The following is an 18,830-nucleotide window of genomic DNA, read 5'->3' as shown; positions in this document are numbered from 1 at the left end:
ACAAGCCCAAAACCGGTACGAATCAAGCCACCACGCAAGCAGACCCGCCCAAAACCGGTACGAATCAAGCCACCACGTGCGAGCCAAGACACCTCGGCGCTGTCACTCCAACACCACGGCATCCGCCCCACTACACCGCTATTGCCGCGGCGCCTGTCCGTATCCGACGTAGCCCGACCTGCTCACGACCGTGGTATCGGCGATCGGGTCGAGGCGTGGGTAGGCGGAGGCGCCTGCCGCGTTGTCGAATGCCGGGGCGAGCGGCAACTGAACCACGTGCGTGATCTTCGTAGTCGCACACACGTACTGCACCGACCCCGCGTCAAGCCATGCTTTCGCAACGCAGTCGCCCCCAAGCTGTTCGGTCACGTCCGCCTTCGCGTAGTCAGCGGCGTCGAGGTCGTACACCGCGATCTGCGTGGGGGCGCCAACCGTACCGCCCGCGGCGCGCTGCTCAAACAGCACGGTCGCGCCGTCCGGCCTCGTCGCGATCGAGGTGTCGCCATCCGACGCGGCCAGGCGCCACCTAGCGTTCGCGTCGAGATCGTCAACACCGTCAAGCTCGTTGACGGTCGCGACCGTCCAGCCGCTGGCGGCCCCGTACCTGTAGAAGCGCACGTGGCGGCCGAGCCACGCCTCCCACAACTCGTTTCCGGCGGCCGATACCGCGACGGGAGCCACGGTGCTCGACACACCCCACGGAGTGGCGAACACGATGGGGAGTATCTCGCCCGTGGTGAGGTCGATCTCGGCACCCCCCGACGGCACGCCCGCCTCATGGTCGCCAGTCCAGACGATGTGCGCCGTGCGCGCGCCCGCCTGCCAGGACACCACGCGCAGTCCCTGCGAATACTCGGGGGCCAACTCCTGAAGATCGAACTTCTCTCCATCTGGGCCCACCAGGTAAATCACCGCGCCCGACGTTGTGGGCGACGTGCTGGAGTAGACGCCGGCACTCGCCGAAAACGACTGCAGAGACCACCCCTGGCCCACGTAGGCCCAAACCCAGGCCTGCATCTCGTGCGCCGCAGGGAAGCCGGCGCCTCGGGAGGGGGCCAGCGGGGGGTAGTCGGCGATCGCGAGGGGTGCGGGTTCGGAGGCGGTCGTCGGTGGCGAGGTTGTTGCCGCCACGCTCGAAGGGCCCCATGACGGAACCTCGGCATGCGTCGCAGGACCGACGTCGCCACCGCGCAACGTACTCATGACCGCGAACGAGCCTCCTCCGACGGCCAACACCCCCACCACCGCGGCGGCGACCGTCAGCGCGCCGGTGACCCGGCGTCGGCGCCTGGCCTTGCCGATGATCGAAGCTGTCACCAGGGAGATGTCTGCGCCTTCGTTGGCCGCCCTTGCGTGCGCGCCGGCCGCCTCCTCGAGGCGACGCGAGACCTCATCGCTCATGATGAGCGCTCCTTCTTTGGGCTCACGGGCGCCCACTCGTGGTCGGCCGCCTCGATCTCGATGTTGATGGCGGCACTGAGTTTGCGGGCCCCGTCGTACACGTAGCGCTTCACCGAACCTTCGGAGATTCCCAGCGCGATCGCGGCCTCTCGCGTTGACAGCTGATCCATGTAACGCATGGCGACACAGGCGCGCTCTTGCGGAGTGAGCAAAGCCATCGCCTGGTCGATTGACGATCGATCGGTCGCTTGGCCCTCCGGACCGGGCACCGTCTCCTCCGGCTCGGCGGCAACGCGCCGGAACGCTAGCCGTTCTCGGCTACCCTTGCGTGCTCTGTCCAGAAACTTGTTGGCGATCGCGCGGCGCACATAGCCCTCCGCGGCGCCGACGTTGGGGAGGCTCCGTCGCTTGCCGAACACGGCGATGAGCGCATCGTGCACGATGTCTTCGGCATCGGTCCGCGACCCGGTCAGCATGGTCGCGTAGCCAACAAGAGCGCCGTAGCGCGTCTCGACAAGTTCGGTCGCCACGTGTTCCCACGCCCCCGTCACTATCGCCCCCTCCTCTGCCCCTTCTCTACCAAAACTCCGCGGCGCGCATTTTGGTTGGGGCACCTCAGCATTTCACGCCCGATGCGGAGGGGTGGGCGCGAGCGGGAAAAAACCTACGTTCGCGCTAGGCAACTCCAGGAATGGTCACGGTCACCATGAGCCCGCCCTCGGGGCCCGGAATCGCGACGACCTTGCCGCCGTGAACGTCGGCGACGCGAGACACGATCGGCAGGCCAAGTCCGTGCCCGCTGACCTCGGAGCGCTGCGCACCCCGACGGAATCGCTCGAAGAGAGCCTCGACGTCTGCGGGCTCCACCGCGGGGCCGGAGTTAGCCACTTCGATCGTCGCTGCACCATCAACGGTCCGCACGGTGCACGTCACCCACCCGTCGCGCTCCACGTTGTAGCGGACCGCGTTTTCGATCAGGTTCGCGATCATGCGCTCCATGAGAATCGGGTCCGCCCACACGGGGGCGTCCTCGACATCGAGTTCGAGCCTGATGCCCGCGGCCGTCGCACGCGGCTCCTTCTCGGTGACAACCCTTGCCGCAATGTCGGCAAGGTCGACGCGCTCCCGAGTGTGCGTCACGTCGTCGGCGCGCGAGAGGGTCAGGAGCGAATCCATGAGCGAGTCGGACCGCGACACCTGGCGTTGCACCTCTTCGGCAAGCTCGCGCGCTTGCTTGGGCGGTCGCGCAGAGGCAAGCACGTTGTCGGCCGATGCCTGCATCACCGCCAGCGGGGTCCGCAACTCATGCGAAGCATCGGAAGCGAAGCGTTGGCGCGACTCGAAGGCGCCCTCAAGCCGGGCGAGCATTCCGTTGAACGCGGTCTTGAGCCTGCCGAATTCGTCGGCGGGGCCGTCGTTTGACAGTCTCCGGTCGAGGGTCGACTCCGACAGGGAATTCGCGGCCCGAGCGATCTCGTCGATGGGTCGCAGCACGCGCCCCGCGAGCCAATAGGCGAGCCCAACGGCGATGACGGCGCTGATCGCGAAGGCGAGGACCGAACGCTTCAGGAGATCTTCGAGAACGTTCGCGCGCGCCTGGTTCTCGATCTCGTGTAGCGCCTGCGCCACGGGGTCTCGCGAAGGCACTCCGGGCCCGCCCTGATATTGCCAATCTGAAGGCCGCAAGTTGACCTGGATCCCCTGATCGGCGAGCGCCTTCTGCAAGACACTCGCGCGCTCCTCTGCCTGGGCCTGGGGAGTAGTGGCGCGCGCAACAAACGCGTACGAGGTCCCCACGAGTACGGCGGCAAGAATGAGAAAGAGCGCGGCGAAGAGCGCGGTCAGTCGAACCCTGATCGTGATCTTCATGTCGACTCGCCCTCTAGGCGTAGCGCGTAGCCCACACCCTTGACGGTGATGATGGGGCTGGGCTCGCCAAGCTTGCGACGCAAGGTCACCATGGTCACCCTGACCGCGTTAGTCAGCGGATCGGTGTACTCGTCCCACACCTTCTCCAGGAGGGTCTCCGCCGAGACGACGACACCCGGCCGGGCCGCGAGGACCTCGAGAACCCCAAACTCCTTGGGCGAAAGCGCGACTGGCTCTCCCGCGCGCGAGACCCTGCGCTCGTCGTGACGGATCTCCACATCGCCGACGGTGACGACCGGACGCGATGCCGGACCGGAACGCCGCGCAAGCGTGCGGACTCTGGCGATGAGTTCGGCCATCGCGAAGGGCTTCGAGAGGTAGTCGTCTGCGCCGAGATTCAGGCCGTCGACAATGTCGCCGAGCGATCCCGCCGCGGTGAGCATGATGATCCTGGGCCCGTCCGGTTGCGACGCGACGCGCCTGCATACCTCATCGCCGTGCACCTTGGGCAAGTCGCGATCGAGCACCACGACGTCGTAATCGTTGACGTCCGTCTTCTCGATCGCCTCCTCGCCGTCGCGGGCAATGTCCACGGCGAAGCCGTCGCGGCGCAAACCGGTAGCGACCTCGCGCGCAAGCACCGCGTGGTCCTCAACAACCAGGATCCTCACGAGTACACCTCTCGTTGCCGCGTCTTATCCCTCAATAGTGTCGCCCTCTTTGAGGTCTGTGCTCGAAACGGCCGTGCTCCGACCGGCCGTGGCGATCACCGCTACCTCCACATCACTCACGACGCCGGCGCGCACCACCCGCACCACGGTGCGGTTTCCCTCGAGCAGAACGAGCGCGTAGGGGTCGATGAGCAACGCGCCCTTCGCGAGCACACGGGAGTAGGAGACCGTGACGGTCAAGTCGTCCCCCGACACCTTGACGCTCGGGTCAAGCTGCGCCGTGAGAGCAAAGGTACCGTCGGAGGCCGGCGCCGCCGCGATGAAGGCGACGGTGGCATTGGCGCTGCTGCCATCCAGAAGCTTGACGCTGACGGTGTCACCCACCGCGATCGACGTGAGCTGAGCGGGGTCGAGAGAGACGGTGACGTCGCGTTCCTGATCCGCCATGACCAGAATCTCGGTACCGGACGGCGCCGAGTCCCCCACTGCGGCCACCAGGGTGCTCACCACCACGGGACCGTCGTGCATCACGACGGTCGTGAGGTCGAGGCTGCCGGTCGCAGTAATGCCCATGGCGGTCTGAAACGCCTTGAGGTTTGCGGCCGTGACCGAGGTGAAGTTGTTATCGACCGTCATGTTCGTGTCGTATCCCAAAGCCGCGAGCGCCGTCTCAAGCGCGTGGACATCGTCCCCCGTGTCACCGACCGTGAGATTGCGGTAGAGGGTCGCCGCGCCTTCGAGCAAGACCACCGGCTGGTTATTCACGCGGTAGAGCACCTCGCCGCTTGAGACGACGGAGCCTGCGGTGGGGAGCCAGGTCACGAGTCCGGCGCTTGCAACCGTCGGGGTGGTCGATGCGGCAGAGGTGCCGCTGGACCCCGTGCTCCCGGACGACCCCGTTCCCCCGAACGACCCGGTGCTCCTGGTGGGCGAGTGCGACGGGCTCGCCGAGGGACCCGCCGAGGGACCCGCCGACGGGCTCGGCGACGGGCTCGGCGACGGGCAGGGCGAGGGGCTGGGCGACGGGCTCGGCGACGCGCTGGGCGACGGACTCGGCGACGCGCTGGGCGAGGGGCTCGGCGACGGACTCGGCGACGGACTCGGCGACGGACTCGGCGACGGGCAGGGCGAGGGGCTGGCCGACGCCGTGGCGTCCAAGGCAACGCTGAAACTCGCGACCTTGGCCGCTACCGTTGCCGACGCCAACCCGCCCGTCGATGCGGAGTGCGTCCCGGCGGAGCCTTGTCCGCTCTTGTAGACGAGCGATGCGGCGTTTGCGTACGCGAGTTTGCCCGTCCACGACAGCGTCTGCGTAAGGTCTCCCTTGGTGACCTTCGACGTGGTTGCCTGCGTGCTTGACGAGGCGCCGTAAGCCATCGTCGAGCCCGTCAGCGCGACGATGCTGACGGCCGCGACGAGCGCCCAGGTCCGCATCGATGTTGCTTTCCTGGTCATCTCAACTCCTCAAGGCTTCGGTAGGCGCAAGCGCGGCGGCGCGCATGGCCGGATACAGTCCCGCGACGGCCCCAATGACCAGCGCGCCTCCCAAGCCGCCCGCAATGGCGATCGGGGGGATCACCGTCTGCCAGCCTTGACTGGTCGCGTAAACAAAGGTCGCGAGCGCACCCAGCGCCACTCCCGCGACGCCCCCCAGGCCTGCGAGCATGAGCGACTCGATGAGGAACTGATCGCGAATGTGGCCCCGCGTCGCACCGAGCGCCCGGCGCAGGCCGATTTCGGCTCGGCGCTCCACCACACCCATGATCATGACGTTGGCGATGCCGACGCCTCCCACGAGGAGTGCCACCGCACCGAGGCCGAGGAACAGCGCGGTGAACGCGTTGTTCGCTGCCTTCTGGGCCTCGAGCGCATCGGAAGGACGGGTGACCTGGACATTTTCGGGGTGCTCGGGGTTGGCCGTCGCTGCCAGCACGGACTGGACGTTGTCAACGAAAGCGGGGACGGTGGTGACGTAGACGGTGCTCGGTGCCAGTGTGGCTCCCAAGTAGTCGACGGCGGCCTTGGTGCCGATGATCGCGGAGCGATCCAGGTCCGCCGCAAGAGGGAAGGGATTGAGAATTCCCACGACGGTGAAGCGCTTGCCGCCGATGAGGATCTGCTGTCCGTCCGCGGCGGTCGTCACGCCCAACCGTTGCGCCGCAGTCGCGCCCAGAACCACCGCGGGGTAATCGGACGTGGCCGCGTTGAGCCACACTCCGTCCGCAACCGATGAGTTGAGGGTAGCGAGCAGGTTGAGGTCGGCGGCAACGGCCTGCACGCCGCCGGTGGCGTCGACATTTACCTCGGAGTTGCGCAATACGGGATCGGTCAGGGTTACCACCCCTGTGACGTTCTCGATTGGACCGATGCGGGCGATCGCCGTCGTGACATCGTCGGGAAGCGTCGCGTCGCCTGCACCAAAGCCGGAACCGGCCTGGATCGTCAGGAGGTTAGTCCCGAGCTTGCCGATCTGCGTCTGGAGATCCGCGCGACTCGAGTCGGAGAGTCCGAGCACGGCCACCATCGAGGCGATGCCGATCGTGACCCCGAGTGCGGACAGGAGTGTGCGCATGCGCCGTGAGCTCATCGCCGACGCGGCAACGGCGGCGAGATCCCCTAGGCGCACCCTGCTCCGACCGAGGTCGACGGCAGGGGCCGGCTCCTCCCGGACGACGACGACGCTCATGCGGCCACCGTCGCTGCCGAGTCCGACTCGAGGCGGCCGTCCCTGATGTGAACCTGACGGGGCAAGCCTTCGGCGAGTTCGCGGTCGTGGGTGATGACGAGAATCGTCGCTCCTTGGGCGTTGAGGTCATGGAAGAGGCCCATGATTTGCTCGCCGGTATGGGTATCGAGGTTTCCCGTCGGCTCGTCGGCCAGGATGATCGCTGGCTTGTTGACGAGGGCTCGCGCGATGGCGACGCGCTGCCGCTCCCCCCCCGACAGTTCGCTCGGCAAGTGGGTGAGGCGATGGGCGAGGCCGACGCGCTGTAGCGCCTCAAACGCCTTGAATCGCCTCTCAGTCAGGTTGGCGCCCGTGTAGAGCAAGCCAGTTGCGACGTTGTCGAGCGCCGTCATCGAGGGAATCAGGTGGAACTGCTGGAAGACGAAGCCGATCAGGCTCGATCTCGCGGCCGAGAGCCGCCTGTCCGACATCGTCGATACGACGTGGCCGCCGATCGTCACGACGCCCGATGAGGGCCGATCAAGCGTGCCGATGATGTGGAGCAGCGTCGACTTGCCCGACCCCGACGGGCCCACGATGCCCACAAGCTCTCCCTCATGGACCGTGAGGCTGACTCCGGCTAGCGCATGGACTGGGGGATGACCCGGGTAGGACTTGACGACATCGGCCAACTCGAGGACCTCGGTCATGCGGGCACCTGAACCTTGTCTCCCGGTGAAACCTTGCCTGTGACCTGGACCCAACCGTCTTGGAACACGCCGGTTTGGACGGCGACGTAGCTGCTCGCGCCGGTGCTACCAACGACCGATACCGCGAAGCCGCCGCCTTCGAGAGCGACCAAAGCGCGCAAGGGGACCATGGTGAGGCCCTTTTGTACGCTGTTGGTGACGTCCACGTTGGCGGGACCCTCTATGAGGCCCCCAGCGGGGACGGTGGTGATTGCCACGGTCACGTCAAGAACGAGGCTGGCATTGGGCCCCGATCCATTCCGACGCGGAATTTCGCTGAGCGTGCTCACCGTGCCGGCGGCCGTGCTGGAGTCCGCCTGGACCACCTGGACGGAGTCGCCCACCTTGAAGGTTCCCTGGTCGGTCGTGGGGATGGTGAACGTCACCGCCTGCGTGGGCGTGGTGGCGGTCGTCACGACGTCATTGGTGACGGTGTCCTGCGCGTGCTCGAGCAACGCCGCCGTGACGACGCTCGTCCCCGCCGAAACCGTTGTGCCGCGCGTGAGGACGCTGTCGACACGAATGGGGCCCTGCGAGAAGACGACCTCGCCTGGGTCCAAGATGCCGTCGGGATTGGACTCGCCGATGGCGGTCTCGAACGCCTTGAGGTTCGCGGCCGTGACCGCCGTGAACGTGTCGTCAACGGTCATATTCGTGCCGTATCCCAGCGCCGCGAGATTGGTCTCGAGCTGCAGGATGTCGGGGCCGGGTGTGGACGCCGTCGACAGGGTGCGCCACGCTGGCAGGTCGCCATACATGAGTGCGACTGGCTGCTCGTCGATACTGAAAGCGACCTGGCCTCGCTTGAGATCGGTGCCCACCGCTGGAACGGACGTGAGAACTCCTGACCCCCTCGTGACAACACCGACCGCAGTTCCATAACCCAGCGTGCCCGCGTATTCCGTGTACAAATTGACGTCCTGGGACTTCGCAGCGACGGTCTGCAGCGCCACCGAGGTGCGCGCCTGTGCAGGGGTCGACTTGCCGAGCTGAGTCGCCGCCACCACTCCTCCCGCACCCAGCGCGAGACCGATGACGGCCGCAATCGCTGCTGTCCTGCGCACCTTGGTGCGCTGGCCACCGACAAGCGCGGCGACGTCCTGAAGCGTCGGCCCCGCGACGGGGGCCTCGATGAGGTCGGTCACGCGCCGGTTCCCGTTCCGCTAGGCGCAGTTGCGGTGGATCCGGCGGCGCCACCGCGCGCACTCGTCATGGCCTTCGTGAGGACGGGCTGGCATACCTTATTGGCCGCGATCCACGCGGGGCTGGTCGGGTCTTGGCCCAACTGTGTGGCGAAGCGGTCGGTGTTGTTGAATCCTCCGCCGCGCACGCCAGCGGGAGCCTGCCCATCACCGGGCGCTGCGGACGGCGGAGCGGCGTTCGAGCCCGAGGACGTCCCGCCAGAGGTTGTCCCGCCAGCACCCGGCGCACCCCCTCCGCCGGGCCGCCCCGAGCCCAGGGTGATGTCACCCACGTCGAGGCCTTGGTCGCGCAGGCACTGCGTGTATGAGTAGAGGGCATCGGTCATGGCCTGCGAGTCAAAGTTGCCGCCACCCCCGCCGATCTGCAAACCACTCGCGAGGCTCTGGCAGGCGGTCATCGCGGTCCTGAAACTTGTGTCGCCGGGTTTAAAGCCGCCGGATTGGCTCTGCTTGAACGCGTTCGCGAAGCTGGGGTTTCCTTGCGCGTCAACTGTGGGGTCTGGGAAGTCGACTCCGTTGTCGCGCATGCATTGCGCGAAGGCGATCGCTTGGTCCTCGGCACTGCCCTTGGGCTTGGCGGCGGCCGTCGGGCCGGCCTTGGCATTGCCGAGGTTGGCAATTCCGGAGTTGGTTGTCTGCGAGCTGCAGCCACTGAGCACCAGTGCGAGTCCCGCCACGCTGGCCATCGCTATCGTCTTGCTGAACACGTGAGGTGTCCTTCCCTAGTAGAGCATCCGAACCGACGCTATGCGGAAGGCTGTGTGGCAAACGTAAGGACAGCGCGCGCTACTGTGGCGCACATGAGCCCGCGCATCGCGTTCGTGACCTCTCGTGAGCTGCCGCACCCTGACATCGATGAGCAACTGCTGCTTCCGCTCGTCCCTGGCGCGGCCCTTATCGCGTGGGAGGACGAGACCGTTGATTGGGCGTCGTACGACGCCGCGATTGTCCGTTCCACGTGGAACTACACGGACCATCTCGAAGACTTCCTGGTGTGGGCCGAGCGCGTGGACTCCTTGACGCGTCTCATCAATCCCCTGTCCGTGATCCGCTGGAATACCGACAAGCGGTACCTCGCCCAGCTCGAACGCGGGGGCTTCGCCGTCGTGCCCACCGTGTACGTCGCCCCCGGTCAGGTGGCGCCTGAAGCCGCGCTCGCCGGCCGCATCGTCGTGAAACCCACCGTCGGCGCCGGCTCCAAGGGAGCGACCCTCATCAGGGACGACGCCGATGTTGCGCTGACGCATGTTGCGGCGCTCCACGCCGCGGGCAAGACAGCGATGATCCAGCCCTACCTCGACAAGGTGGACACCCTGGGCGAGACGGCGCTTGTCTACGTGGGCGGTGAGTTCTCTCACGCGGCGCGCAAGGCCCCCATCCTGTCGCGCGCCATGGAATGGAGCACGGGCCTCTACGCAGACGAGGAGATCGTGTCGGCGACGGCAACGGCGGACGAACGGTCGCTCGCCGATGCCATCGTCGCCGCGCTGCCCACGCTCGTCGAGGGCGGGGGCGACATCGCCTACGCACGCGTCGACCTCCTGCCGACGGCATCGGGGCCCGTCGTGCTCGAACTCGAATTGACGGAACCCTCGCTGTTCCTCAGCGTCGACCAGGCCGCGCCAGCGCGAGCGGCTGCGGCCTTCGTGGCGCACGTCGTTGGCGGCGCGGCGCGGAGCTAACGCGGGCCGCCAGGGGGAGATTCGCAGAGCAAATCTGCTTGTCGCGCCGGACTCGGTGCACGTGGGAACGGGTGACGATCCTCGCGCAGGGGAACCTTGACTACCGACGCGTGCCACGCCACGCTTGGGTCTGAGGATAGCGGCGCGAGGACGGCCACATGAGGCGTGAGTTCTCGCTGCCCGCTGAGTCGCCAGCGATCATCATGCGGGAAGCGATCCTCCACTCCGTAGAGCGAGCATGGACGGTGCGGTTCGAGGCCCTGTATGTGGCGCAGTGGTGGCGACCAAAGGGCTACATCAATCCCATTGTCGAGATCGACCCGATCCAGGGTGGCCACTGGCGAATCTCGCAGCGCGACCCCGAGGGCAACGAGTTCAGCTTCTATGGCGTCTTCACGGAAGTGGTGCCGCTCGTTCGGACGGTCCAGTCGTACACCTCGGAACTGTTTCCCGAACTCCCCACGGTCCTCACGACGGAGTTCCACGCGACCCCGGAGGGCACCGTGGTCGTGAGCACGCACATGTATCCGGACGACGTCACCCGCACGGGCGCGTTGCGGCTTGGAGTCATCGAGCGCATGTCTGAATCGTCGGATCGCTACGAGGAACTTTTGTCACAATTGCGGTCCCCTTAGCGGATGCGCAAGGCGCGCCCGCGGCACCCGGAAATGCGTGCCTCAAATGGGAAGCGCCCGTTTGCAGTGTGACGTACCTCACACTCATTCGCCTGGCGAAAACGTCCCGAAGGCCTTATGATTGTTGTCACATCCAACAAACAGCAGTTCGTAGGCGCGCGCCCATACCCGGAGCACAGCCTGACTGACGGCGATGCCGCTACCCGCGGCACCGACGAAAGGACCCCCTTCCCCCATGCAAAACCCAGAATCCCAGTCCCTCACGCCCGAAACCGACGTCTCGTTCCGCACGGACCGCGTCGAAAATCCCCAGCAATACTCCACCTGGCGCGACTACGCCTTCTCCGAAGAGCCCGAGTCCGAGACCACACTCCCCCGCTAACCACTGCGCAGAGCGTGCCAGACTGGACGCATGCAGCTGGCGAATCCCCTCACTCAAGTTCCCTACGAGCGACTACGCGAACGCACGTCCATCAAGTGGCAGCGCTATGACGCGGACGTGCTGCCCCTGTGGGTGGCCGAGATGGACGTCGACCTCGCCGACCCGATCAGGGAGGCGCTCGAGAGTGCCATCCGAAACGGCGACACGGGGTACCCGGGATCGACTCCGTTCGTCGAGTCTTTCGTCGACTTCGCGAGCGCCCGATGGTCGTGGCCCGGCCTCGATGCCGCGTCGGTCCGCCCCGTGTCGGGCGTCATTCCCGGCTATACCGACGCCCTGCTCCTCGCAGCCGGGCCAGGCGGCACCGTCGTCGTCACCTCGCCCGTCTACCCGCCGTTCTACTCATACTTGCGCGAGGCTGGCCTCACGGTGGTCGAGGCGCTGCTCACCGCCGAGATGAGGCTCGACCCGGAGACGATCGACGCCGCGCTTGGGGCCGCGACGGCCGCCGGCGCTCCCGGCGTCGCCGTGTTGCTGTGCAATCCACACAACCCGGGCGGAACGCTGCACACTCGTACCGAACTTGAGACCCTCTCCGGCGTCGCCGCCCGCCACGGCGCCACCGTCGTCTCCGATGAGATTCACGCCCCCCTCGTGTACCCGGGTGGAGAGTTCATCCCGTATGCGTCGGTTGACCCCACGGGCATGGCGCTCCATTCGGCATCCAAGGCCTGGAACCTCGCGGCCTTCCCCGGCGCGGTACTCGTCTTCGGCGCCGACGCGTCGGCGAAGCTAGACACTTTCAAGGCTGGCGCCCACCACTGGCCCACACACTTTGGCGCGATCGCCCAGACGGCCGCATATCGCGAGGGCGGGCCGTGGCTCGACGCCGTCATGGCGGGCCTGGACGCCAACAGGAAGCTGTTGGGCGAACTCCTCGCCACACACCTGCCGACCGTCGGCTACCGGATTCCCGAGGCAACCTACTTGGCTTGGCTCGACTGCACCGCACTCGGCCTTGGCGACGACCCCGCGGCCGTCTTCCTGGAACGCGGGCGCGTTGCCCTCAACTCGGGTCCGACCTTCGGCACCGGCGGGGCGGGACACGTGCGGCTCAATATTGCGACCCGCCCCGACCTCCTCGAAGAGGGCGTGCGAAGAATGGCGTCGTCCATCTCCTAGCGAGGGGTCAGAGAGTAAGGCGCCACCTGCGCAGCCGCACGCCTCTCAGGAGGCGGGCGGCGCGTCCCACCTGATCGTGTAGCGCCACAGCATCTGCTGCTTGTACTCGGATCCCGGCAGAAGTTCTGCGGCGGCGCGCTCGACCTCGCGGTACGTGTGCGGCGGCGGCCACACCTCAGGTGAGCCGTGTCGCCACACTCCCTTGACCAGGGCGAACGCCTTATCGATGACGGATGCGGCAAACTCGCGGGGAAGGTCTCGCCACGTGTTGCGTGCAGTACCGACGATGAGCAGAACGCCGCCGGGCGCCACCAGGGACCGGAAACGCTCGAGCCCCTCACGCAGGTCGATGTGGTGCAACATCACTCCCGAATAGACCACGTCCGCCGGCTCGATCTCCGTGGTGAGGACGTCGCCAACGATGTACGTGATTCCTTGGGTGTCTTGCGCCCGGGCACGGTCAATGCTGGGGGCATCGGCATCGACGCCCACGACGCTGAGCCCTGCCGCCGCGAGCGTGCGCGCCGCGAGCCCCTCACCGCATCCAAGGTCGAGCGCGGTGCGCGCGCCCTCGGGCAGCGCCGCGAACAATTCGCGCTGGTACTTGATGGTGTTATTGAAGCGCTTGCGGTCGGGGATGTCGGTGCTCATGGGTCAAGTGTGCCGTGACAACTCGCGGACGTCACGCCAGCCCTCGACCGCGGCGCACAACCATAGAGTGGGCAGGGTGATCAGCGACGCCACGCCTCCTGCCGAAGTGCCGATCGACGACGCCCTGGTCGCGGCATTGCTTCACTCTCAGTTTCCCGACCTGGCGGGGCTGCCACTCGGCTCGCGCCACGAGGGCTGGGACAACGTCACCATTCGGCTCGGAGACGACCTCGCCGTGCGTCTTCCGCGACGCAAACTGGGCGCGACGCTCGTCGTCACCGAATTCGAGTGGTTGCCCAAAATCAGTGCCGAGTGGACGTTCCCCATACCGCGACCGGTACGGATCGGCGAGCCCGAAGCCGACTACCCGTGGCGATGGTCCGTGGTGACATGGCTCCAAGGAACGGTCGCATACGACGCCCCGCTGAGCGCCGATGGTGCGCGAGACCTGGGACAAGCGCTCGCTCAGGTGCACGTGGCCGCGCCACGCGACGCGCCACGCAACCCCTACCGATCGATTCCATTGACATCAAGGGCGGAGCGGCTGGACCTTCAGCTGGAGGTCCTGGTGGCGCGCTTCGGCGACGCGGTGCACCCCGAGGTGGCGCGCGCGATCTTTCGGGACGGGGCTCTCCGGGAGCCGGGCCCGGTGACCTGGGCGCACCTCGACATTCATGGGCGAAACGTCATCACCACAGGGGGACGCCTCAGCGGACTGTTGGACTGGGGCGACGCCGCCGCCGGCGACCCCGCCGCCGACTTGGGCCAGGCCCTCACGCTGGTGGGCGACGAGCTCTTCGATGACCTCGCCCGCTCTTACGCAGACGCGGGAGGCGGGGCAGGCGGGGCAACGTTCCAAGGGTCGCTGTCGGCGGCCACGGTCGCGAGAATTCGGGCGGAGGGCGTGGCCTATGCGACCCTGCTGGCGGGGATCGATGAGGACGGCCACTCCGCAGCAGGTTGGAAGGCACTGGCAGCGTGGGGCGTGGCCGATGCCGGAGTCGTCCTCTCCTAGCTCTTTCCTTCTGCCACGGTCCTCGAAATCGCGACGACGGTCGTCACCTCGACCTCAACCCCGTCGCTGAGGGTCGCGGAACGCACGGGCATCCCCGGGTGTGTAGCGGCAAACCAATACGCCAAGGTCGTCTCCCCACTCGCCACGTCGTAGCGCGTGCAGGCGAGGCTCCCCAACGGGGTGTCGATGGTCTCCTCGGTCACCGTGGTGGTTTCCTCGGGATAGACCGCGTGATCACGCAGGTCCGCCCATGTGGTGCGCGCCTCCATCGCCTCCGCGTCCAGCACACCGGCGTCACTCAGCGGAGCCAGGCGCATCGACACCGAGGTCTCGTCCGGGTCGAAGTAGATGGTCCGACGCCTGTCGACCACCTCGCCCTCGCGGGTGGTGACGATGTCGAGGGTATGACCGTCGGGGGTGCCCATGCGGATTTGCTCTGCCGAAAACGGGGGCGAGGAACTGTTCATGGCTCCACGCTACGTGGCGCCGCGCTCTCGCGCACGACCGACGGTCCTGTGCCTGCTACAGAGCGCCCGGCCGCTAGGAGTCGGTCGGGCCCGCATGTTCGCCCGGCCTCGTGACTCGCGCGAGCGCCGCCTCGACGTCGAGCGCGTACATGATGACCGCATCGTCCACGGGCGACGCCGTCGCGAGTTCGTCCGCCGCCGCGATAAAGCCGTCGCGCCTCAAGAAACCGCGCGCGCGCACGTCCGAAGAGGGAACCGAAGTCGTCAGCATGTCGCCGCCACGCGACGCACAGTTCTCGACCAGGTGCCTCAAAAGGGTCTGAGCGACCCCTCGGCCTCGCACACTGTCGTTGGCCTGAATGGCAAACAGCTCGCAGGCCCCGTCGGTGATGGCATGCCGAACGGCAGCCACCCCTTGAAGGGCACCCGTACTCTCAGAAATGAAAACCGTGAGCGCTTCGTCATCTGCGAGGAGCCCGGCAACAAGGCGCTGAGGTATTTCGAGCGAACCCGCGGAACCGATCCCGTGTCGCGTCTCGTGGAGCTCGGTCAAGAACGACGCCACACGATGCGCATCCTCGCCTGTCGCAAGGCGGATATCCATCCACATGGGGACAGCCTAGGTGTCGTCCCGTGCTGCCCTGTCTCACTTTTGTCGGCATCCGCACCCGACCGCCGCGTCGCGCTTCACGGAATCTTCACCATCGCGCACCCGGTGGCTTCATACGCCGCTGGTGCACTTGGAGCATTCACTTACTACGGAGTTCATCATGAGGAAGCGCTTTATTGCGGGCATCGCTCTTGGCGGTGCAGCCCTCTTCGCAGTTCCAGCTGGAGTCGCCTACGCAGTCTCTGCCGGCGGCAACGCCCCGGGATCCGCTCTGCCCGCCGAAGAAACCGCAAGCCTGACCTACATGGTTGAGGAAGAGAAGCTCGCTCACGACCTCTACGTGGAACTCGGCGACGCTTGGGACCTGCGCGTCTTCGTCAACATCTCCGGCGCAGAGACGCAACACGCGGATGCCATCAGGTCGCTTTTGACCGCATATGGCGTCGATGACCCCACAGCGGGCATGGGCACGGGCGAATTCGCCGACCCCGCCCTTCAGGGTCTTTACGACTCGCTACTGACGAAGGGCCTCACGTCGAGCACCGACGCCCTCGAGGTTGGCGCGCTCGTCGAGGAGACGGACATCGCCGACCTCCGCGACCGGGAGAGCACCAATGCCGCGATCGACCAGGCCTTCGGTCAGCTCGAGGCCGGGAGCGACAACCACCTGCGGGCCTTCACGACCAACCTCGACCGCCAGGGCATCAGTTACGACGCCCAGGTTCTGACCTCCGCCGACGTGGCGCGAATCATCGGTCAATAGGATGGAGGACGTGAGCGCCAGGAGCATCCTTGTTGTAGATGACGAGGCAAACATCCGCCAACTGCTCACCGACTATCTCCACCGCGACGGCTTCGATGTCGAAGAGGCGGTATCCGGCGAGCAGGCCCTCGACGCGCTCGCACGCCGGGTACCCGACCTGATCATCCTGGATGTGCGCTTGCCAGGGATCGACGGATTCGAGACGCTCAGGCGCATCCGCAAAACCTCCGACGTGTACGTGTTGATGCTTACCGCACGCTCCGAGGAGTCGGACACCCTGATCGGCCTCGAGGTGGGAGCGGACGACTACGTCTCCAAGCCGTTCAGCCCGCGCGAGGTCGTGGCGAGGGTCCGCACTCTTCTTCGCAGACGAGGGGGCATCGCTCCCGCAGACGATCGACGAGAGTTCGTGGGACTGTCGCTCGACACGACTCGCCACGAGATCTTCGCCGACGGCGCGACGGTCATGCTCACCGCCCTCGAATTCGACCTTCTCGATGCCCTGACGTCCGCGCCGGGGCGAGTATTCACGAGGAGGCAACTCATCGAGCGGGTGTGGGGCTGGGACTTCTACGGAGACGAACGCATCGTCGACGTCCACATCCGCAAACTTCGATCCGCTATTTTCGATGCGGCCGACGATCCTCGCTTCATCGCGACGGTGCGCGGAGTGGGCTACAAATTCATTGGGGTCCAGCAATGACATCGACCCTGCGTCGCAGGCTGCTCGTGTCCCACCTTGCGGTCGCCCTCGTGGGAGTGGCCGTCCTCGTGGGCATCGGGATGATCGTCGGCGACACCCTCCTCAGTCGCCAACGCCGGATGAACGGCGGAATGGGCATGCGCCCAGACACCACCAGCGATGCAGTCGCCTCCATCTTGCCGAGCGTCCTGATCGTTGGCGGCCTTGCCGCCGTGATCGCGGCGGGGGTTGCCGCGATACTCGTCACCAGGTCGATCATGGGGCCGCTGTCCTCGATCCAAGAGGCGTCTCGCCGCATCGCCGATGGCGACTACGCGCAGCGCGTCCCCACGCCCAAGGACTCCGAACTCGCGGCCGTCGCTCACGACATCGACGCGCTCGCGCACCGCCTGGCGGAGACCGAGGCGCGCAGGTCGCACCTCATCGACGAGGTCGCTCATGAGATGAGGACACCCCTCACCACCATTAAAGGGTCGATGGAGGCGTTGCTTGACGAAGTGGTCGAGCCGGGTCCCGAGGTCTACGCGCGCGTCGCCGACGAGGCCTCCCGGCTCCAACGCCTCGCGGAGGACCTGTCGACCTTGTCCCGGGCAGAGGAGCACAGCCTCAGCCTCCACGCGTCGCCGATCGACGTCGCAAACGTTGCCGCCGACGTCGCCGCAAGAATGCGCACTCAGTTCGAACACGCGGGCGTCGCGCTCGCCGTGGAGGGCGGTCCCGGACCCACCGTGGGAGACCCGCAACGGCTCGCGCAGGTCCTCGTCAACCTCGTCGGCAACGCGCTCGGCCACACGGGTCAAGGCGGGAAGGTCACGGTCACGTCGGGAAGCGACGCGACGACGTCGTGGGTGTCGGTCGCCGACTCGGGCCCCGGCATTGCGCCCGAGGAACTCGACCGCATCTTCGAGCGCTTCTACCGGGTCCCCGATGCGTCCACCCCTGGAGGTCGCGGCATCGGGCTGACCATCGCGCGCTCCCTGGTGCAAGCGCACGGAGGGACCCTGACGGCCGCGTCGAAGGGTCTCGGCCATGGGGCGACGTTCACCATGAGGTTGCCTCGCGGCGATTAGGGCACGCCCGGCCGCCTCTCGGGCATTGCGCTGACTCGAAATAGCATGAAGTTATGCCAGATCCGATCCTGCGCACGGCTCGCCTCACGGTACGGCCGATGACTCTCGCGGACGCCGACGACCTCGCGTCACGGCGTTCGGACCCGGAGACCGCGCACTTGCAGGGGTGGGAGGTGCCCTATCCGCTTGAGCGCGCCGTCGCGCTGATCGATGACATGATCGCCCGCGGAGGACCCGCCCCCGGTGGGTGGTCGCAATTCGCTTGCGTCCGGCACCAGGACGGTGTCATCGTCGGCGATGTGGCGCTGCACCTCGACGAACAAGGCCACAACGGCGAGATCGGCTACACGCTGCACATCTGGGCACGCGGCCAGGGCTATGCGACCGAGGCGTCGACCGCGGTGCTCAACTATGCGTTCACCGTATGGAATCTGCACCGTTGCGCGGCCTCGATCGACCCGCGCAATGCGGCCTCTCGCCGCGTGCTTGAGCACCTCGGCTTTCGCCACGAGGGCACCATGATTGAGTCATTTTGGCAAGGGGAAACGGTCACGGACGATGCCCGTTTTGGCTTGCTGCGCCGCGAGTGGCAGGCCCGACGCGCCGAGGCCCGATCACGGGCCGACGTGCTCTCGGCTAGCGGCCAACCCCACTAGACCCCCATACTCGTCCCATGAGCACGCAAAGAATGTCTCTCATGACGCTTCCCGTCGACGACCTCTCCGACGCCATTGATTTCTATGAGCGGGCCGCGGGCTGGGAGATCCAGATGCGCTTCGGCGACGATATCGCGTTCGTGCAGATGAACGGATTTGTCGCCGCGCTGTGGTCACGACGCTCATGGGAGGCCGAGGGCCTCGACTTCGATCCGCCGGGCTACACCTCGTTTGCCATCAACTTCTCACGGCCTCCCGAGGTCGATGCCGCCGCCACGAAGTGGGCCGCCGCGGGCGGCGCCGTGGTCAAGCAGCCAGGGATGGCGTACTGGGGTGGCTATTCAAGCTACGTGCGGGACCCGTGGGGAAACCTCATCGAGTTTGCCGTCAATGACGTGCTGGAAATCACGGAGGATGGCCGCACCATCCTGAGGGGCGTCTAGCCCTTCGTATTGCC

At 66.7% G+C, this 18,830-nt stretch carries 23 protein-coding genes; 11 read left to right on the top strand and 12 right to left on the bottom strand.

Translation table 11 applies throughout. From position 1 onward, the window contains the following. Positions 1-138 precede the first annotated feature (138 nt). The 5 genes from BKA03_RS00945 to BKA03_RS15645 form a co-directional block, all read right to left on the bottom strand. The gene (locus BKA03_RS00945; protein WP_062075391.1) at positions 139-1,401 is read right to left on the bottom strand and encodes a hypothetical protein; all 1,263 of its coding nucleotides are present in this window, start codon (positions 1,399-1,401) and stop codon (positions 139-141) included. Beyond that, positions 1,398-1,931, bottom strand: coding sequence for an RNA polymerase sigma factor (locus BKA03_RS00940; protein ID WP_179397642.1), 534 nt, complete (start codon positions 1,929-1,931; stop codon positions 1,398-1,400). The genes BKA03_RS00945 and BKA03_RS00940 overlap by 4 nt, the downstream gene beginning before the upstream one ends. Before the next feature lie 145 nt (positions 1,932-2,076). Next, positions 2,077-3,270 carry a sensor histidine kinase gene (locus BKA03_RS00935; protein ID WP_062075393.1) on the bottom strand — a complete coding sequence of 398 codons (1,194 nt, stop codon included), beginning with the start codon at positions 3,268-3,270 and terminating at the stop codon, positions 2,077-2,079. Continuing rightward, positions 3,267-3,941: a response regulator transcription factor gene (locus BKA03_RS00930; RefSeq protein WP_062075394.1), complete on the bottom strand. Its 675-nt coding sequence runs from the start codon at positions 3,939-3,941 to the stop codon at positions 3,267-3,269. The genes BKA03_RS00935 and BKA03_RS00930 overlap by 4 nt, the downstream gene beginning before the upstream one ends. A gap of 24 nt (positions 3,942-3,965) precedes the next feature. After that, positions 3,966-4,763, bottom strand: coding sequence for a peptidoglycan-binding protein (locus tag BKA03_RS15645; RefSeq protein ID WP_062075395.1), 798 nt, complete (start codon positions 4,761-4,763; stop codon positions 3,966-3,968). Here BKA03_RS15645 and BKA03_RS15640 point away from each other — a divergent pair. Continuing rightward, a complete protein-coding gene (locus tag BKA03_RS15640) occupies positions 4,747-5,199 on the top strand; it encodes a hypothetical protein (RefSeq protein ID WP_179397641.1) in 453 nt (150 codons plus the stop codon). The genes BKA03_RS15645 and BKA03_RS15640 overlap by 17 nt on opposite strands. Positions 5,200-5,397: 198 nt before the next feature. On the opposite strand, the gene BKA03_RS00915 is transcribed toward BKA03_RS15640, so the two are convergent. Genes BKA03_RS00915 through BKA03_RS00900 form a run of 4 tightly spaced genes read right to left on the bottom strand, consistent with a single transcriptional unit; the run spans position 5,398 to position 9,264 of the window. Beyond that, positions 5,398-6,627, bottom strand: coding sequence for an ABC transporter permease (locus tag BKA03_RS00915; protein WP_062075396.1), 1,230 nt, complete (start codon positions 6,625-6,627; stop codon positions 5,398-5,400). Further along, positions 6,624-7,316 (bottom strand): ABC transporter ATP-binding protein, encoded by a 693-nt coding sequence (locus tag BKA03_RS00910; protein WP_062075397.1) that lies wholly within the window; start codon positions 7,314-7,316, stop codon positions 6,624-6,626. Before BKA03_RS00910 ends, BKA03_RS00915 begins: the two co-directional genes overlap by 4 nt. Continuing rightward, positions 7,313-8,500 carry a peptidoglycan-binding protein gene (locus BKA03_RS00905; RefSeq protein WP_062075398.1) on the bottom strand — a complete coding sequence of 396 codons (1,188 nt, stop codon included), beginning with the start codon at positions 8,498-8,500 and terminating at the stop codon, positions 7,313-7,315. Before BKA03_RS00905 ends, BKA03_RS00910 begins: the two co-directional genes overlap by 4 nt. Continuing rightward, positions 8,497-9,264, bottom strand: a complete 768-nt coding sequence (locus BKA03_RS00900; RefSeq protein WP_062075399.1) for a hypothetical protein — start codon at positions 9,262-9,264, stop codon at positions 8,497-8,499. Before BKA03_RS00900 ends, BKA03_RS00905 begins: the two co-directional genes overlap by 4 nt. Before the next feature lie 93 nt (positions 9,265-9,357). Between BKA03_RS00900 and BKA03_RS00895 the strand changes: the two genes are divergently transcribed. From BKA03_RS00895 to BKA03_RS00880, 4 genes are all read left to right on the top strand, one after another. Then, positions 9,358-10,239: an ATP-grasp domain-containing protein gene (locus tag BKA03_RS00895; protein ID WP_062075400.1), complete on the top strand. Its 882-nt coding sequence runs from the start codon at positions 9,358-9,360 to the stop codon at positions 10,237-10,239. Positions 10,240-10,397: 158 nt separating this feature from the next. Continuing rightward, complete coding sequence (locus tag BKA03_RS00890; RefSeq protein WP_062075401.1) at positions 10,398-10,874, top strand: SRPBCC domain-containing protein; 477 nt, start codon at positions 10,398-10,400, stop codon at positions 10,872-10,874. Between the two features lie 235 nt (positions 10,875-11,109). Continuing rightward, a complete protein-coding gene (locus BKA03_RS00885) occupies positions 11,110-11,256 on the top strand; it encodes a hypothetical protein (protein ID WP_179397640.1) in 147 nt (48 codons plus the stop codon). A 30-nt stretch (positions 11,257-11,286) separates the two neighbouring features. Further along, on the top strand, positions 11,287-12,438 hold the full coding sequence (locus BKA03_RS00880) for a MalY/PatB family protein (RefSeq protein ID WP_062075402.1): 1,152 nt from the start codon (positions 11,287-11,289) through the stop codon (positions 12,436-12,438). 45 nt (positions 12,439-12,483) lie between these two features. On the opposite strand, the gene BKA03_RS00875 is transcribed toward BKA03_RS00880, so the two are convergent. Then, positions 12,484-13,089, bottom strand: coding sequence for a class I SAM-dependent methyltransferase (locus BKA03_RS00875; RefSeq protein WP_062075403.1), 606 nt, complete (start codon positions 13,087-13,089; stop codon positions 12,484-12,486). Between the two features lie 76 nt (positions 13,090-13,165). On the opposite strand from BKA03_RS00875, the gene BKA03_RS00870 reads away from it, so the two are divergent. Next, positions 13,166-14,104, top strand: a complete 939-nt coding sequence (locus BKA03_RS00870; RefSeq protein ID WP_179397639.1) for a phosphotransferase — start codon at positions 13,166-13,168, stop codon at positions 14,102-14,104. Here the strand turns inward: BKA03_RS00870 and BKA03_RS00865 are convergent. Together BKA03_RS00865 and BKA03_RS00860 are read right to left on the bottom strand one after the other, a co-directional pair. Then, the gene (locus tag BKA03_RS00865; RefSeq protein ID WP_062075405.1) at positions 14,101-14,571 is read right to left on the bottom strand and encodes a hypothetical protein; all 471 of its coding nucleotides are present in this window, start codon (positions 14,569-14,571) and stop codon (positions 14,101-14,103) included. The genes BKA03_RS00870 and BKA03_RS00865 overlap by 4 nt on opposite strands. 73 nt (positions 14,572-14,644) lie before the next feature. After that, on the bottom strand, positions 14,645-15,181 hold the full coding sequence (locus tag BKA03_RS00860) for a GNAT family N-acetyltransferase (protein WP_062075406.1): 537 nt from the start codon (positions 15,179-15,181) through the stop codon (positions 14,645-14,647). A gap of 160 nt (positions 15,182-15,341) precedes the next feature. Here BKA03_RS00860 and BKA03_RS00855 point away from each other — a divergent pair, with 160 nt between their 5' ends. Genes BKA03_RS00855 through BKA03_RS00835 form a run of 5 tightly spaced genes read left to right on the top strand, consistent with a single transcriptional unit; the run spans position 15,342 to position 18,816 of the window. After that, on the top strand, positions 15,342-15,944 hold the full coding sequence (locus BKA03_RS00855) for a DUF2202 domain-containing protein (protein WP_062075407.1): 603 nt from the start codon (positions 15,342-15,344) through the stop codon (positions 15,942-15,944). Between the two features lies 1 nt (position 15,945). Continuing rightward, positions 15,946-16,647, top strand: a complete 702-nt coding sequence (locus BKA03_RS00850) for a response regulator (protein WP_062075408.1) — start codon at positions 15,946-15,948, stop codon at positions 16,645-16,647. Further along, complete coding sequence (locus BKA03_RS00845; RefSeq protein ID WP_062075409.1) at positions 16,644-17,717, top strand: sensor histidine kinase; 1,074 nt, start codon at positions 16,644-16,646, stop codon at positions 17,715-17,717. Before BKA03_RS00850 ends, BKA03_RS00845 begins: the two co-directional genes overlap by 4 nt. A 53-nt stretch (positions 17,718-17,770) precedes the next feature. After that, positions 17,771-18,373 carry a GNAT family N-acetyltransferase gene (locus BKA03_RS00840; protein ID WP_062075410.1) on the top strand — a complete coding sequence of 201 codons (603 nt, stop codon included), beginning with the start codon at positions 17,771-17,773 and terminating at the stop codon, positions 18,371-18,373. A 17-nt stretch (positions 18,374-18,390) separates the two neighbouring features. Next, a complete protein-coding gene (locus BKA03_RS00835) occupies positions 18,391-18,816 on the top strand; it encodes a VOC family protein (RefSeq protein WP_083971720.1) in 426 nt (141 codons plus the stop codon). Positions 18,817-18,830 lie beyond the last annotated feature (14 nt).

Source organism: Demequina lutea (assembly GCF_013409005.1).
Lineage (GTDB): Bacteria > Actinomycetota > Actinomycetes > Actinomycetales > Demequinaceae > Demequina > Demequina lutea.
Note: the sequence above shows the minus strand (reverse complement) of the source record. Positions and strands in the feature narration are given on the sequence as shown.